The organism is Piscinibacter sp. HJYY11 (genome assembly GCF_016735515.1).
Classification (GTDB): Bacteria; Pseudomonadota; Gammaproteobacteria; order Burkholderiales; family Burkholderiaceae_C; genus Rhizobacter.
In genome coordinates this window covers 4870715-4886034 of record NZ_JAERQZ010000001.1, presented here as the reverse complement: position 1 = coordinate 4886034, position 15320 = coordinate 4870715, and the positions used below count along the sequence as shown (strand labels likewise).

Genomic DNA, 15320 nt, shown 5'->3' with positions numbered 1-15320 from the left:
GCCTCACAGGCGCGCCAGCGCCTGCCGCACCGCCTCGTAGCCGATCGGCTTGGTGAGGTGCACGTCGAAGCCCGCCTGCAGCGAACGCTGCTGGTCCTCGCGGGCGCCACGACCCGTCACGGCCACGAGCAAGGCCGGCGCATGGCGCGGCTCGTCACGCAGCCGCGTCGCCACCTCGTAGCCGCTCATGCCCGGCATCTCGATGTCGCAGAACACGGCCTGCGGCCGGAAGCGCGCCGCCGCCGCCAGGCCGGTCATCGCGCTGTAGGCCTTGAGCGTCTTGTGGCCGTGCGATTCGAGCAGCATGGCCAGCGTTTCCGCGGCGTCCTGGTTGTCGTCGATCACGAGCACCCGCAGGCGCTTCTCGCGCATGGCGAACTGGCCTTCGGCGGCCGGCGCGCCGCTGTCCACCACGGCATGGTCGAGGGCCGGTAGGCGCAGCGTGAAGCACGAGCCGCGGTCGGTGCCGGCGCTTTCGGCGCGCACCGAGCCGCCGTGCAGCTCCATCAGGCGGCGTACCAGCGCGAGGCCGATGCCCAGGCCGCCCTGCGAGCGGTCGAGCGTGCGGTTGACCTGGGCGAACATGTCGAACACCGAGTCGATCATGTCGGCAGGGATGCCCACGCCGTTGTCGGCAACGCTCACCTCGACCACGCCGTCCCAGTGCGCCATGCGCACGGTGATGCACCCGCCGTTGGGCGTGTACTTGGCGGCGTTGTTGACGAGGTTGCTGACCACCTGCGCCAGCCGAGCCGGGTCGCCATAGACCCACACCGGCTGCTCCTCCAGCTGCACGTCGAGCGTGTGGCGTGCAGCATCGATCAGCGGCTGGCTGCCTTCGAGCGCCATGCCGATCACATGGCGCATGTCGGCCCGCTCCTTGTGCAGCACCACCTTGCCGGTGGAGATGCGCGAGATCTCGAGCAGCTCGTCGATCAGCTTGACCATCTGCACCATCTGGCGCTCCATGATCTCGTGCAGACGGATCGCCTTCTCGTCGGGCTGCGGCAGCTTGGAGAGGATTTGCAGCCCGGTGCGGATGGGCGCGAGCGGGTTGCGCAGCTCGTGGGCGAGCGTGGCGAGGAACTCGTCCTTGCGGCGATCGGCCAGCGCCTGCTCCTCGAGCTGGTCGCGGATGCGGTACTGCTTGCGCCGGTCGCGCAGCGCCGACTGCACGGCACTGATCACCGAACGGGTGGAGGCGGGGCGGTCGAGCAGCGTCACGTTGTCGAGCGACTCCAGGAGCTTCAACCCCGCCGATGAGCTGCTGTGGTCGCGCACCAGCACCACCAGCGGCACCTGGGACCACGGCGGTTGCGCCGCCAAGGCGCCGGTGAGCACGTCGACCCCGGGCCCGGCCAGCGCCGCCTCGGTGAACAGCAGCGCGCCCGCGCCTTGCGCCAGCTCACCTGCCAGCACCGCCAGGCTGGCGCAAACACGGCAGTCCAGCCCGGCGCGCAGCAACAACTGCTCGGTCACCTCGCCATCGCGGCGGGTGACCGGCAACACGAGCACACGCTCGGCGTCGGGAGTGTGGGCGATGCCGGCGTCAGGTGGCATCGGCAACCCGCGACCCCGCCGGTGCCGACTCGGACGACTCGACTTCGACCGGCACCCCCGTCAGCACGCCGCGCAAGTGCATCAGCGGCTCGCTCAGGTGCACGCCGGCTTCATCGAACCACAGGCGGCGGATCGAATCCTCATGCGGGCCGCTGCGCTTCTTGACCACCGAGATGGCCTTCCTCACCACGCCGCCATGCTCGTACATGCGCAGCACCACCACCGAGTCGGCGAGGTAGCTGGCGTCCACCGGCGAGCGCATCGTGGGCCCCAGCATGCCGCTCTGCGCTGCGATGAGGAAGGTCGCCACGCCATGGTTGTTGAGGTAGGACAGCAGCTCGTGCAACTGCGCCGTGAGCTGCTTGTCGTCGGGCATGGCGTTGAGGTAGCCGTTGAGGCTGTCGATCACCACCACGCGTGCGCCATCGACCTCCACCGCCTTGCGCACGAACGCGACGAACTCGCCGGGCGAGATCTCGGCCGGGTCGATTTGCCGCACGGCGATCTTTCCCGGGCCCACGCCTTCGTGCAGCGTCATGCCCAGGCCCGCGGCGCGTTCCGTCAGGATGGCGGCGGTTTCCTCGAAGTTGAAGATGGCCGCATGGTCGCCACGCTGCGCCGCGGCATGCGCGTACTGCAAGGCCACGGTCGACTTGCCGGTGCCGGGCGGGCCGATGACCAGCGTGGCGGTGCCACGGTCGATGCCGCCGCCCAGCAGCGCGTCGAGCGAGTCCACGCCGCTGGGCACGGTCTCGCGCGTGAAGGTCGTGCGATGCTCGGCGGCCGACAGCCGCGGGAAGACGGTCAGGCCGCCACGGTTGATGACGAAGTCGTGCAGCCCGCTTCGGAAATCACTGCCGCGAAACTTCACCACGCGCAGCTGGCGCAGCATGCGGCCGTAGGCAGGGGTGTACGCATCGAGCGTCAGGACGCCATGCGCGATGCTCTGGAGCTGCGTGTCCATGCCCTCGGCCGTGCGGTCGTCGAGCAGCAGCACGGTGCACTGCCGGCGGACGAGGTATTGCTTCAGGCCCAGGATCTGGCGCCGATACCGCAGCGAGCTCTGCGCCAGCAGGCGCAACTCCGAAAGCGAGTCCAGCACCAGGCGCGCGGGCTTCACCGCCTCGATCTTGTCGAGCATGCGGCGCGTGGTGGTGTTCAGTTCCACCTCGGCCGGGTGGAACATGGTGAGGTCGCCCTCGGCGTCGGCGTGCAGGTCGTCGGCAATCAGCTCGAAGATCTCGATGCCCTCGAGCGACCAGCCGTGTGAGTTCGCGTTGGCGATCAGCTCACCGCGTGTCTCGGACAAGGTGATGTACAGGCACTTTTCGCCGACGCGAACCCCTTCGAGCAGATACTGCAACGCGAGCGTCGTCTTGCCGGCGCCGGGGTTGCCATCGAGGAGGTAGATGCGTTCGGCGATCAGCCCGCCGTGCAGCACTTCGTTCAGGCCAGCCACGCCAGTGGAGGAACGGGTCGTTTCTTGGGCTTCTGTTTCCATTCAATGCAGGGCCGGGGCCGCTGTTTGACACGTCTGCCGCCGCAGCGGCCCTCCATTCGGGCAAATGGCGTGCCCGCTCAGGCTCCGCCGAGGCCGGCCATGCCGGGCGCGCTGTCCTGGGCGCCCCACACCTCGCGCTGCCGGCCCTCGGGGTCGTCGACCATGCGGTCTCGCTGGTCGAAAACGAGCGTGGCGCGGCGGGCGTCGAATGGCTCCCACTCGTCGCCCGGCCGGCCCTCGCGCACGAAGCGGATCCAGTGGCGGCGCAGCCGCTGGGCGAGTGCGCGGCGGCTGCCCCACAGCGGGCCGCCGCGCAGCATCGTCGGCAGAAGCCCTTTCATGTCCCACAGGTAAAAAAGCTCGATGGCATGCATCGCGCCCAGCATCGGGTGGCCACGGTCGAAGCGGTAGAACCAGGTCGGGTGCTGCGCGGCGTGCCGCTGCGCGAAATGCAGCGTGGGCATGGCGAAGCTCATGTGCGTGCCGAGGCGCCGAAGGCCGTATTTCGACTCGGGGTAGGCCGCGAGCACCTGGGCCGCGAAGCCGTCGCCATGCTGGCGCTGCAGCACCGCCTGCATGCGCTCGCGCGAGAGAAACACATCGGCCACGCCGCGCCACAGCTCGAAGAAGCGGATCTCGTCGCGGTTGTAGCCGGCAAGCAGCGGGATCGGCGGCGTGGGTGCCTGGCGCGCCTCGGTGAGCGACGCGGGCAGCAGCGCGCCGTCGTACCAAGGCGCAGAGGGAATGGTCTGTGGCAGCTGCCGGTGCACGGCCTCCTGCGCGGCCTGCAACGACTCGACCGGGAGCGCCTGCAGTTGCTCCAGCGTCTTCACGCCGAGGTGATCGAGGTAGAGCTTCGCGACCTGGAGGCTCGTCTCGCGGTCATGGATCAGGCTCAAAGCGCCGCTTTGCATGATGGCGCGGTGAAAGAGCGGCCGCGCCTCCTGCGAATGCATCAGCAGCGACACCGACATCGAGCCCGCGGATTCGCCGGCGAGGGTCACCCGACCGGGGTCGCCGCCGAACGCTTCGATGTGGTCGCGCACCCATCGCAGCGCCAGCACCTGGTCGCGCAGGCCGAGGTTGCTGGCGATGCGCTCGTCTCCGAGTGCCTCGCCGAAGTTGACAAAGCCCAAGACGCCGAGCCGGTAGTTGAGCGCGACGACCACGATGTCGCCCTGCGCCGCGAGATGCGCGCCGGTGTAGACCCGCGCACTGCCGAGCAGGAAGGCGCCGCCGTGGACCCACACCACCACCGGGCGCTTCTTGCCATCGGCCGCAGGGCTCCAGATGTTGAGCGTGAGGCAGTCTTCGCTCAGCGCGGGGCCGAGCGACTTCATGCTGCCCACCACCTTCTGCGGACAGGCGGCGCCGAACTGCGTGGCATCGCGCACGCCATGCCAGGCCTGCACCGGCGCCGCAGGCATGAAGCGCTGCGCGTCCACCGGCGGCTGCGCATACGGCACGCCGAGCCAGGCACTCACGCCACCGTCGCGCAGGCCCTGCAGTTCACCCAGCGACGTGCGAACCCGCGTCGAGGTGCCCGTCGACATGGATCAGGCGCTGCCGAGTTGAACGTGCTGCCCGTGCACCGCGGCCCCGGCCGGCGTGGCGAGGAAGGCGATGGCCTGCGCTGCGACGTCGAGCGGCACCCATGCCGAGCGATCGGCATCAGGCATGGCGGCACGGTTGGCGGGCGTGTCGAGCGTGGTGGGCGCGACGCTGTTGACGGCGAGGCCCTGCGCGCGCACCTCGTGCGAGAGCGACTCCACCAGCCGCTGCAGCGCGCTCTTGGAGGCGGCATAGGCGCCCTTCAGCGCCTGCCCCTCGCGGGCCGCGGCGGCCGACACGGCGACGATGCGGCCGCCACCCTGGCGCTGCATCGCGGGCACCACCGCCTGCGTGAGGTTCACGAACGACCAGGCGTTCAGGTTCATCATGCGGTCCCACGACGCGCGGGTGATCTGGTGAACGCCCTCGCCCATCTCGAAGCCGCCGGCGATGTGGACCAGCGCGTCGATGCGGCCATGGGCCTGCAGCACCTGGGCGATCACGGCACTCACGCTGTCGGCAGACGTCACGTCGGCCGCATGCAGCACCGTGTTTGCCGGCGAGCCAAAGACGCTGCGCAGGCGCTGTTCGTCATGGTCCAGCAAGCCGAGCTTGTGGCCTGCCGGGAGGAAATGTTGCACCACGGCCTGGCCCAGGGCCCCCGCAGCACCGGTGATCACGATGCAGGAATCGCTCATGGTCGTTCGATGGGTTGAATGGACGGACGTTCATTGTCGATGTGTTCACAATGCGGCTCATCCCCTGCAACCCTATCGAGGCTCAACATGAAACGAGAAGTCGTGGTCGTGAGCGGTGTGCGCACCGCCATCGGAACATTCGGCGGCGCGCTGAAGGACGTGACGCCCACCCAGATGGGCGCCACCGTCACGCGCGAAGCGCTGGCGCGCGCCAAGGTCGACGGCAAGGACGTGGGCCACGTGGTCTTCGGCCACGTGATCAACACCGAGCCGCGCGACATGTACATCGCGCGGGTGTCGGCCATCGAAGGCGGCATCGGCCAGGACACGCCGGCCCTCACCGTCAACCGCCTCTGCGGCTCGGGCCTGCAGGCAGTGGTGAGCGCGGCGCAGAGCATCCTGCTCGGCGACGCCGAGATCGCCGTCGCGGGCGGCGCCGAATGCATGAGCCGCGGCCCCTACTCGCTGCCGCAAGGCCGCTGGGGCGCGCGCATGGGCAACGCCACCCTGGTCGACATGATGGTCGGTGCCCTGCACGACCCCTTCCACAACGTGCACATGGGCATTACCGCCGAGAACGTGGCCGCCAAGTGGGACATCAGCCGCGGCCAGCAGGACGAGGCGGCATTGGAGAGCCACCGCCGCGCGCAGAAGGCCATCGAGGCCGGCTACTTCAAGGAGCAGATCGTTCCGATCGTGCAGGAGAGCCGCAAGGGCCCGGTCACCTTCGACACCGACGAGCACGTGCGCTTCAACGCGAAGCTCGACGACATGGCCAAGCTCAAGCCCGCTTTCAAGAAGGACGGCGGCACGGTGACCGCCGGCAACGCCTCGGGCGTAAACGACGGCGCTGCTGCGGTCGTGCTGATGGAGCGCGCCGAGGCCGAGCGCCGTGGCCTGAAGCCAATGGCGCGGCTGGTGGCGTATGCGCACGCCGGTGTCGACCCCCTCTACATGGGCATCGGCCCGGTGCCTGCGACGCGCAAGGTGCTGGAGAAGGCAGGCCTCCAGGTGAGCGATCTTGATGTGATCGAGGCCAACGAGGCGTTTGCGGCGCAGGCCTGCGCCGTGAGCAAGGACCTCGGCCTCGACCCGGCCAAGGTCAACCCTAACGGATCCGGCATCTCGCTCGGCCACCCGGTGGGGGCGACCGGCGCGATCATCACGGTCAAGGCGCTGTATGAACTGCAGCGCACGCAGGGGCGCTATGCGCTCGTGACGATGTGCATCGGCGGCGGACAGGGCATTGCCGCTGTGTTCGAGCGCATGTGATGTGAGCGGGACGCTGCGCGCCCCGCTCGATCAGAGCTTGGGGATGCGCAGCGTCTTGCTGATCATCAGCGTGCCGGAGAGCACGAACATCAGTGACAGCGGGTGGAGCACCCACGGGCCGATCTGCCAGGTGCCGCCCCAGAGGCCTTCGCCCAGCGCACCCATCGAAGCCGCCAGGGCCAGTACGCCGACCAGCAACACACTCGTCGGGATCGGCGTGCCTTCGAAATAGCGCACTTTGGCGTCTTCACCCGACAGCGACTCGGCCGTGACGTTGTAGCGCGCGAGGCGCGAGACGCCGCAACAGACGAAGTAGACGAGGGCCATCACGTCCCAGCCACCTTGCAGGCCGGCTGCATAGCCGAGTGCGGCGGGGGCGACGCCGAAGGAGACGATGTCGGCGAGGGAATCAAGCTCGCGGCCGAGCGCGGAGTGGGTCTGACGCCAGCGGGCGATGCGGCCGTCGAGGACGTCGAATACAAACGCCAACGGGGCCATCACGGCAGCGGCGTAGAACTGCTGCAACGCGTGCGAGTTCATGTAGGCCATGGCGAGAAACACCGCGAGGGTGCCGCAGGCGGCGTTGCCGAGGGTGACGAAGTCGGCGAGGTGGAAGCCGCGCAACATGGAGAAGTGGCGCGGCGGCTGCTGGGCGGAGTGGGTGTGCGGCATGGGGCGCTCCAGGTGACGCTGATGTGGAGATGCTAGGCGCGCGGCGCACGGGCTCCAATGGGGGACCGGGTGGTGGGGGTGTAGGACAAGGCCTGCAGTGCGACGGGTTTGAGCCAAACTCAGCCGACACGCCGTTCATGCGGGAGACACTTCAAATCACACTGAGCCGGTCGCCATTGGGGGGCCGATCCTGTGCCGCACTTCCTGCGGCCACTGCACGGGATACGCCGTCTTGTAGCTTAGCCAGTTCGTGGTGGCCATCAGCACGGCCAGGGGCAGCATCAGGGGTGAGAGCAGATGCATGATCGTCATCCAGCCCCAGCGCTCGCGCCAGCGCTTTAGATGGCCTGGGCCGAACACGCTGACGGCGTCCAAGCTGTCCCACCAGGTCATGGGCACGCTGGTATCGGCCAAATGTTCGCCAGGTGGCAGCGCCGGGCCGTTCTCGTTCATGTAGCGGCGCACGTGCTCCCACACGCGGGGCGTCGTCAATTCGCTGAGCGTCTTTGGGTCGCCGAAGACGAAGCCATCGACATACGGTGGTGTGTTGTCGGGCGTGATCTCACCCTTGAATTCGCCAGGATTCTTGTCACGCACCATCAAGGCCAGGGTGTGCTGGCGGTGCACAGAGCTGCCCGTTGTGAAAGTGACCACCCCATGCTCGGCCACGATGTCGTCCCAGTCGTGCTCCACATAGCGGATGGGCCAGGGCTTGAAGGCACTGAACACGCCGCGGGGTGGTGTTTGGTCTAGGCGGTACACCTTGCGACGCTGGCGGTCGAAGATGATGGGCAAGTCCAGCGGACGGAAGAACTCACGGCGGCCGTAGTGGATGAGGGCGAAGAGGGCAGCCCCCGTCCACAGCAAGGTCCCGATCAACGTTGCCCATGAGAACAACGATCCGCCATCAGCAATTGACTCTGCGAACAGAGAGAAACTCGTTCCACCGGCAAAGAATGCCAACGAAGCAATACCAACTCCACCGAACAGAAATGGGACCCCCCGTACGCTCCGGTCAAATGTGGTGTATTCGATGGCGTGCTGGTAGACCCCCCGTACCCAACCGTTCGTGGTGACCTGCGGCGCGGCTAGAAGGTCCTGTACGTACACCGCATGGGGTTTGACTGGGTTGCTCACGCCGCCCGGGCCTCAGTTGTCTCGGATTGGGCGGAAAGACCCAAAGTCTTGTTCAACGCCTTGTTTTGCTCTTCCAAGGTCTTGAATTTCTCCCCGCCCGGCCCCTTGCCAAAAGGCGTTTGCCGAGCCCAAGCTTCTAGGGGAGTGGGCTCCAAGATGGCCGCTCCAACTGAGGCCGCGATCCCGACCCCCAGCAACACCCAACCGGCGATCGGAACCCACCCGCCTGCGGCCACGCCAGCAGCGAGTCGAACAGCGGCACCTTGCACCATCTTGCCGCCGATTTGGCGGGCAGCCAGATAGTTAAGACCAGAGGCGGCGACGGGAGCCAACGCGGTTGCTCCCGTTCCATAAAAGGCAGAACCAGCGAAGTAGTGCAACAGCGCGACAGAGTCAGTCCCGTCCTTACGTGCTTGGCCAGCCTTCAAATAGCTCACATAACCATTCAAGCCTCCCCCAAAAACGCCCGCCACCTGCGCGCCGAACTTCAGCGCATGAATCGAGTTCAGCGCGGTCGCCCCAGCCGCCGCCCCGCGCTGCAGGTTCATGGCCTCGCCCGCCACGCGTATGGCATCCAGGCTCCCAGCCACCAAACCACCCAGGCTGTCCATGTAGCCCAGCTTGGCATCGCGCAGCGCCTTCTCCTTGGCTGCACGGTCAGCGTCGGTTGCGGCCTTCAGGGCATCCTCGGCTTTGTTCACCGCCTTCGCACCATTGATGATGCCGATGGTCTGCACGATCACGCTGGCCAGGGCCAGGCGACCATCAATGCTCATCGTCACGGCCTTGGCGCCCTGGGGGAGGGCTGCGCGAATGGTGCCGCCAATCTTGCGTGCCTCTTCCACTTGCTGCGCAAACAAGGCCGCGCCCTGTTGCGGCGTCAGACCGGTGGCTGCGTTGAGCACGATCGCGCCGCTGGCCTGCGCGGCCAGAGCGGCGCTGGCCTTTTTGCCTCGGGCCACATTAGAAGCGTCTGCGCCCGTGACCAGGGCCTTGATGTCCAGCGGCCCGCTGGCCAGCCGTTCGGTGTCGGTGAGCACCGTGACCAGCGTCTTGCCACCGACACGCGCACCCATCCAGCCGTGGAACTCCCCACGCGGCCCCAGGATGGCCCGGTTCACCATACCTTGTTCTAACCAAAAGCTCACCAGCACGGGCCGCACCACGCGCTGGCCCATGGCCGACTTGAGCGCCGTGTTCATGCCCCCGAACCAGGCCGCTGCGTTCATGGCCAGTGCTGCCGCCCAGCGGCGCCCCTTGAGGGCATCTGCCCTTTCCAAAGTGAAATAGGTGGTAAGAGCCGCACTGAGGTTGGTCATCGGCCCCATGGCGAGACTCAGTGTGGCGTTGGTCAGCCAGCTGTACTTGACCTTGAAGTGCTCGCCCTTGACTTCGAGCAGCCCTTTGATGAAGTCCACCGACTTGTCCCGCATGCCACCGACTTTGTCTTCACCCTCTTCCGCAGCTTTCTCCTCGGCGTCCTTGTCCACGTTGGGATCACCTGCCAACTGCTTGCTCAACTCGGTGAACAGGTCTTTCTGGTTGGCCACCATGGCCCTCACCGCAAAGGCCTGGGGATCTTCGGGTTGCTTGTAGTAGGCCGCCATGTAGGCATCAAGCAATTGCACCGATGTCTTCGGCGGCGGGCCGTCGATGTGCGCCGACTCTCTGATGTAGGTGTCGCCCGGGCTGTGTTGTTGCACTGTGCTGGGGCGGTTGCGTTCAGCGTCGTCGAAGTGCAGCGCAAAGTACTGCGCCACAGCCGCATGGTCACGCCCGGCCAACCACTGCCGTTCATAGGGTTCGAGCGCTTTGCGTGTCTTGTCTTCCAGAGCTCTGAGCCACAGCTCGCTTGCCACTGGGTCGTAGCCCTTCTCGATCTCTTTCTTGGCTTTGGCCTGGAACTCGGGGAGCTTCTGGGCCACCACTTCCTCACGTCCCTCCATCCAGTAGCGCCCCATCGCGTCATCGCGCACGCCCGGCGGTGTGCTGCCGTTGGACTCCACCGTCACGGTGCCATCCAGCGACACCCACCGACCCTTCATGGCAGGCTGACGGGTGATGCGGTCGAATTCGCGCTTGGATATCACCATGGCCCAGGTGTCCAGGGCCCGCTTGTCAGCGACGTTGTCGATCAAGCCTTTGAGCACAAAGTGGCTCTGCAGCTTGTGCTGGTCTTCCAAGGGCAATTGCTGGCCACGCTTGTCGGCGATCAGCCGCAACGCGTTGAGCTCCGCCGCATAGCCCACAGGGTCGGGCAGCACGACGGCCAGTTCGTGCCCCAGCGTCTTGGGGTGGACTGATGCAGCGTTTTGCAGGGTCTGGGCGAGATGCTGAACTTCAGCATCGTCGCTCAGGCTGTTGAAGCGAAACAGGGGCTGCAAGCCCTCGTCCACCTTGGGCAGCCGCCAAGTGCCTACATTGCATTCGAGCAGTTGGCGCTTGAGGGCCTGAGCATCGGGTTTGAAGGCCGGGGCAGTGGTGCTGCCAAGCTTGACCTCTACCATGGCCTTGGGGTTGGCCTTGTTCTGGCTTTTGAGTTTGTCGCTCCATCGGTTGGCACTGAAGGCCAGCCAGATGCTCTGGCCCATGAGTTCATGCGCCTGAGGGATATGGATGAGCTTGAAGCCCGAGGTGTTGTGCCCCTTGCGGCAACACGACGCATCGACTGAGGGAGTGGCGAACAGAGGGTGGTTCTGCTCCAGCACATCGGCGTGCTCAGTCACGCGCCAGCAACGCCAGAGATCCTTGCTCGGAATGTACAGGTGGACAAAGCCCTCCCGCAGCAGGCGCAGCACAGGGCGGCTTTCTGTGAGCCCAGCGGGGATAAAGGGGGTGACCAGTGCAGCGTCGGCCACAGCGTTGGCTGAGCCAGGTGCCTGCATGTCGCTGTGTGTGGCGATAGGACTGGGACGCAACAACAGCAACGACAGACCGCTCTTGTTACAGGCGTCGCAGCCCTGCTGTGTTTGTTGGGTGCTCATGTGGAGACCTTCTGGCAGATGGCGCTGAGTGTGGCGCTCAAGTCGTCAACGGTTTCGACGGGTTCATTGGTGAGGGGCCGCTCGTTGAGCAAGTGCGCCACGTCAGCTCTTCGGTCAATGTCGGGATGCAACAAGGCCAAGACGGCCCAGGTCACGTGATCCGACAACCGGGTGAACCGGTGGGGCCAGCGCCGCGCGGCGGCCTGCGCGCGCTCCAGCGCGGCGTTCGCCTGCAGGTAGCAGCTGGTTGTCTCGAGCGCACTCGCATCGCCCGATGTCGCACGCAGCGCTCGCTCGCCCAACCACCGGGCCACCGCAGGATGCAGCAAATCACCTTTCATGAATTCTGTCCATTCGCTTTGGGTCAAGCGCACCGGGATCGCCAATACGTCGGAGCTGCAGAGACTCGCCAGATGCCCGCAAGGATCAAGGTAGCTCCAGCTTTGGATGCGACCAAGCTGTCCTGCGACTCGCGCGTCACCGACCACTTGGCGCAGCCAGCTCAAGACACGGCGATCTGCCAGGCGCTGATAGCGCGCTGTTGTGATGGCATGAGTATTGACCCGCATCATGGCGCTGAGCGCCCGTGTGAGTTCCGGAGCCGCGAGGCTGCTTTGCAGCCAACCGCCGATGCGGTGTGGTGCACTGCCTGAAGCCCGCAAACCTTCTAGTTGGCTGTGGCTCAGCTCCTCGGCGGCCATCTCCACCGTTTCTGCAAGCTGGGGGTCGTCGGGACCATGCATCTCTACCAAGTAGGGGTGTTGATGCAAAGGCAAGGGGATGCTTGCTGCCAACTCGATGCAGTAAACAGGTCGCAACCATGTCCGCTCTCGTGCCTTCGTCAAAGCGGCCATATCGGCGACATCACCCCGCTCAAGAGGAATGGGCTCGCCCAACAGTGGATCAATCAGCGCGAACATCGGGATGCCCGATGTCAATGACGCCGCCAAGGTGACAGCCAACGCGTCGACGCTCATGCGGTCTTAACGCATCAGATGGCGCTCGCGCCGCTCGCGCCTGCCGAAGCCAAGGCGGTCGCGCACTCCGACAACTTGCCTACTTTTGGCAAGCTCAGAGAAGCCGAAGCGCTGCCCGCCCCCGTCAACTCCTTCATCGCCGCCTTGAACTGCGCAGTCCCGCTGGTGGTCAGCGTGATGCTGCCGTTGGTGATGCGCAAGGAGGCACCGCCCGCCGTGAGCAGCACGTGCTTGGGCGCGCCGATGGTGATTGCACTGGTCACGCTCGTCACGGCCACCGCCTTGTCAGCCGTGAAGTGCAGCGTGCTGCCTTGCGCCTGGACGCTCACGCTTCCGCTGACCGCGTGCAGTTGCATGCCCGTCTCGGCATTCGGTTTGTGATTGTTCTGCGCCTTGCCATAGGTGAAGAGGGTCAGGCCACTCTCCACTGCCCATGCCGTGTTTCGCTGACTTTCGAGGTTGACGTCTTGGCCGGCGCTGATGCTTACGTTTGTGCCAGCGCTCACCACGTTGTCAGCCGGTGTGGCGCTCCCGACACCGCCCGGCGCGCTGACCAGAAGTTCGGGGCGACTCCAGGCGCTCACACTGCCGCTCCCACCTTGGATGGCTGGAATTTCGCCGCTTTCGGCAGATGCCCCATCGCCCCGGCTGTCGTTGCTACCCAGGCTCTCCACGCTCGACTGCTGACCCTTGCGTACCGGCAAGTCCTTCGGCTGCGGCTCTCCGCTCAGCTTGGCGTTGTGCTTCTGTGCTGTTTCGTTGAGTGTTTGAGTGAGCTCTGCAGCAGCTTCGAGCTGCGCCACCGCAGCCCGCGCATCGGCCGGTTGGCCACTGGATAGACTGCCTTTCGCTCGCGCATGGGCGCTGAGATACAGCCCTGCACCCGCTCGCACTGCGCCATAGGCCGTGGTGCCAAGGTCCAGCCCGTGGCCTCGCTTGGCAAGGCGCTGGTTGTCGTTCTGTTGCAGCAGGTGGCCGATCTGCAGCCAACTCGAGGCCGTGGTGCTGGAAAGCTGCGCACGCGCCTGAGACGGTGTGTCGTCGAACACCAGCTGGTTGTAGCCGCCAGTGCCGCTGGCGCTCGCCTCCAGGCTCTGGCTCTTGAACCCAGCCAGCACCTGGGTATGCTGATGACCTTCCAGCTCGCCCGCCTTTTGCGTGCCAGGGAACCAGGCGCCCGCGTTGCCGGTCGACGTGCCGGCGCCCGCAGCCACCTGGTTGCCTTGCGCATCGGCGCTGCCGACGCCGTTGTAGGCGCTGCCGATCACCACCGGGCGGTCGATGTCGTCTTCGATGAAGCTGACCAGCACTTCCTGCCCGAGCCGCGGCGTGAAATGCCCGCCCCAGTTGACGCCCGACCAGGGCTGCGCCACGCGCACCCAGGTACCGGTGCTGTCGTCTCCCGGCGCGTTGCTGCCCGATGCGTGATCGAGACGCAGCGCGCTCTGGTCGCCTCGCTGCCAGTGGAACTGGATCTTGATCCGGCCGTCGCGGTCGGTGTGCACAGGCTCGCCCAGGCCCACGACGATCGCGGTTTGGGTGCCGGTGACATGCGGACGGGTGAACGTCAGATCGCCGTGTTCGCCTTTGCACGGAACGCCACGCACCGGCAGGCCAGCGTCTTGCGCAAAGAAGCGGGCGAGGTACAAAGGCTCGGTGGTCTGATTCGCAGGGCCACGGAACAGGCTGGGACGTGCAGCACGCTTGGGCGATTCGTCCACCGCCGCTTCGCTGCCCGAGCCGGCAAAGCTTTGCGGCACCTTGCCGAGCAGCGATTGCAGGCTGGTCGCAAGATCGACCGTGATGTTGTTTCGTGCACGGTGCTGCACAGTCAACACAACCCACTCGTCGGCGGCGGCCACACTCGGGTGCTCGGCGAGCGAGAAGGTGGTGCCGCAAGTCGCATGACGCCACGAGCCTTCGCCTTGGTAGCGATACGCGGGCGCCTGCAGAGCTTCGAGATGGCGACGCACCAGACGCTCAGCCTGAGACGGGGTCTCGTACGCGTAGGCGCCAGGCTGGTCGTGCAAGGCCAAGCTCAGCGCCTCTGGCACCACACGCTCATCGCCAGTGGACTCCGCCGCGGGCTGCGACACGGAACGGTAGTCCCAGCTGGCAGCCGACAGGACCGTCGGGGCAACACGGCGCGCTTCATCGAAGCGGGTGATGCTGTCTTCCTTGAAGCTTGCCGATGCACTCTGGGTGAAGCGCACGCGCGACTGCGCGTTGGGCCGGAAGCAGCCGTTGTGGTCGGCGATCACGAGCGTGTGCTGGCCGAGCGTTTCGCCTTCGCCTGCCTCATGTTCGAACCAGCAGAAGAGCCCCTCTTCCGCCATCAGACGCTGCACGAATGCGAGGTCGCTCTCGTGGTACTGCACGCAGAGGCTGCGGCGGGCATAGACGCTGGCGTCGGCCACATCCCAACGCCACACGGGCGCGAGCTTGCCCTGGGCCTGGTAGTCGGCAAAGACCTCGTCGACGATCTCCATGACCGTCTTGTCCTGGAAGACCCAAGCATCTTGCCGATGGGCCAGGAAACTCAACCAAGGCTCGATGGTGAGCTTGTAGCGGGCCAGGCCGCCATCGCTCCCCAGCAGCGCAAAGGCGGTGACATGGCCGTGGAACGGGCGCAGCGTCGTCGCACTCTGCGCCGTGAGCAGGTCCACGCGAACCGGCTGGCCGATCAGGTCCTTGAGACGCAGATGAGCGTTGGTGCTGAGGGCCAGCACTTCGAACTTGAAACCGGAGGCCGGCGTAACCCCGGGTGCACGCGGACCGATCGTTTCCGTGCCGACCAGGCGCTCAGCGAGGAGAACATTCGGGCCGAGGGGAGTGTGCAGCCGCAGGAGGCGCTGGTTCTGACTGGGCCCGAGGGCGGCCAGCACAGCTTGCACCACGGATTGAACGGCAGACAAGACGGACATGAGATGCGGGCGCTAGGGGCTCGGGCGCTTATCGCCGGGGATGA

The 15320-nt window shown here is 66.3% G+C and carries 10 protein-coding genes; 1 reads left to right on the top strand and 9 read right to left on the bottom strand.

The window, feature by feature from the left end; genetic code table 11:
• Positions 1-3: 3 nt before the first annotated feature.
• The 4 genes from JI745_RS22850 to JI745_RS22835 form a co-directional block, all read right to left on the bottom strand.
• A complete protein-coding gene (locus JI745_RS22850) occupies positions 4-1560 on the bottom strand; it encodes an ATP-binding protein (protein WP_201812110.1) in 1557 nt (518 codons plus the stop codon).
• The gene (locus tag JI745_RS22845) at positions 1550-3019 is read right to left on the bottom strand and encodes an ATPase domain-containing protein (protein ID WP_310738738.1); all 1470 of its coding nucleotides are present in this window, start codon (positions 3017-3019) and stop codon (positions 1550-1552) included. Before JI745_RS22845 ends, JI745_RS22850 begins: the two co-directional genes overlap by 11 nt.
• A 119-nt stretch (positions 3020-3138) precedes the next feature.
• A complete protein-coding gene (locus JI745_RS22840; RefSeq protein ID WP_201812108.1) occupies positions 3139-4614 on the bottom strand; it encodes a carboxylesterase/lipase family protein in 1476 nt (491 codons plus the stop codon).
• A gap of 3 nt (positions 4615-4617) precedes the next feature.
• Positions 4618-5310 carry an SDR family NAD(P)-dependent oxidoreductase gene (locus JI745_RS22835; RefSeq protein ID WP_201812107.1) on the bottom strand — a complete coding sequence of 231 codons (693 nt, stop codon included), beginning with the start codon at positions 5308-5310 and terminating at the stop codon, positions 4618-4620.
• 87 nt (positions 5311-5397) lie between these two features.
• Here JI745_RS22835 and bktB point away from each other — a divergent pair, with 87 nt between their 5' ends.
• Positions 5398-6582 (top strand): beta-ketothiolase BktB, encoded by a 1185-nt coding sequence (gene bktB / locus JI745_RS22830; RefSeq protein ID WP_201812106.1) that lies wholly within the window; start codon positions 5398-5400, stop codon positions 6580-6582.
• Between the two features lie 30 nt (positions 6583-6612).
• On the opposite strand, the gene JI745_RS22825 is transcribed toward bktB, so the two are convergent.
• The 5 genes from JI745_RS22825 to JI745_RS22805 form a co-directional block, all read right to left on the bottom strand.
• On the bottom strand, positions 6613-7254 hold the full coding sequence (locus JI745_RS22825) for a phosphatidylcholine/phosphatidylserine synthase (RefSeq protein ID WP_201812105.1): 642 nt from the start codon (positions 7252-7254) through the stop codon (positions 6613-6615).
• Between the two features lie 156 nt (positions 7255-7410).
• Positions 7411-8391 (bottom strand): DUF6708 domain-containing protein, encoded by a 981-nt coding sequence (locus tag JI745_RS22820; RefSeq protein WP_201812104.1) that lies wholly within the window; start codon positions 8389-8391, stop codon positions 7411-7413.
• Positions 8388-11375: a T6SS effector BTH_I2691 family protein gene (locus JI745_RS22815; protein WP_201812103.1), complete on the bottom strand. Its 2988-nt coding sequence runs from the start codon at positions 11373-11375 to the stop codon at positions 8388-8390. Before JI745_RS22815 ends, JI745_RS22820 begins: the two co-directional genes overlap by 4 nt.
• Complete coding sequence (locus JI745_RS22810) at positions 11372-12352, bottom strand: hypothetical protein (RefSeq protein ID WP_201812102.1); 981 nt, start codon at positions 12350-12352, stop codon at positions 11372-11374. Before JI745_RS22810 ends, JI745_RS22815 begins: the two co-directional genes overlap by 4 nt.
• A 14-nt stretch (positions 12353-12366) precedes the next feature.
• A complete protein-coding gene (locus JI745_RS22805; protein ID WP_201812101.1) occupies positions 12367-15276 on the bottom strand; it encodes a type VI secretion system Vgr family protein in 2910 nt (969 codons plus the stop codon).
• Positions 15277-15320 lie beyond the last annotated feature (44 nt).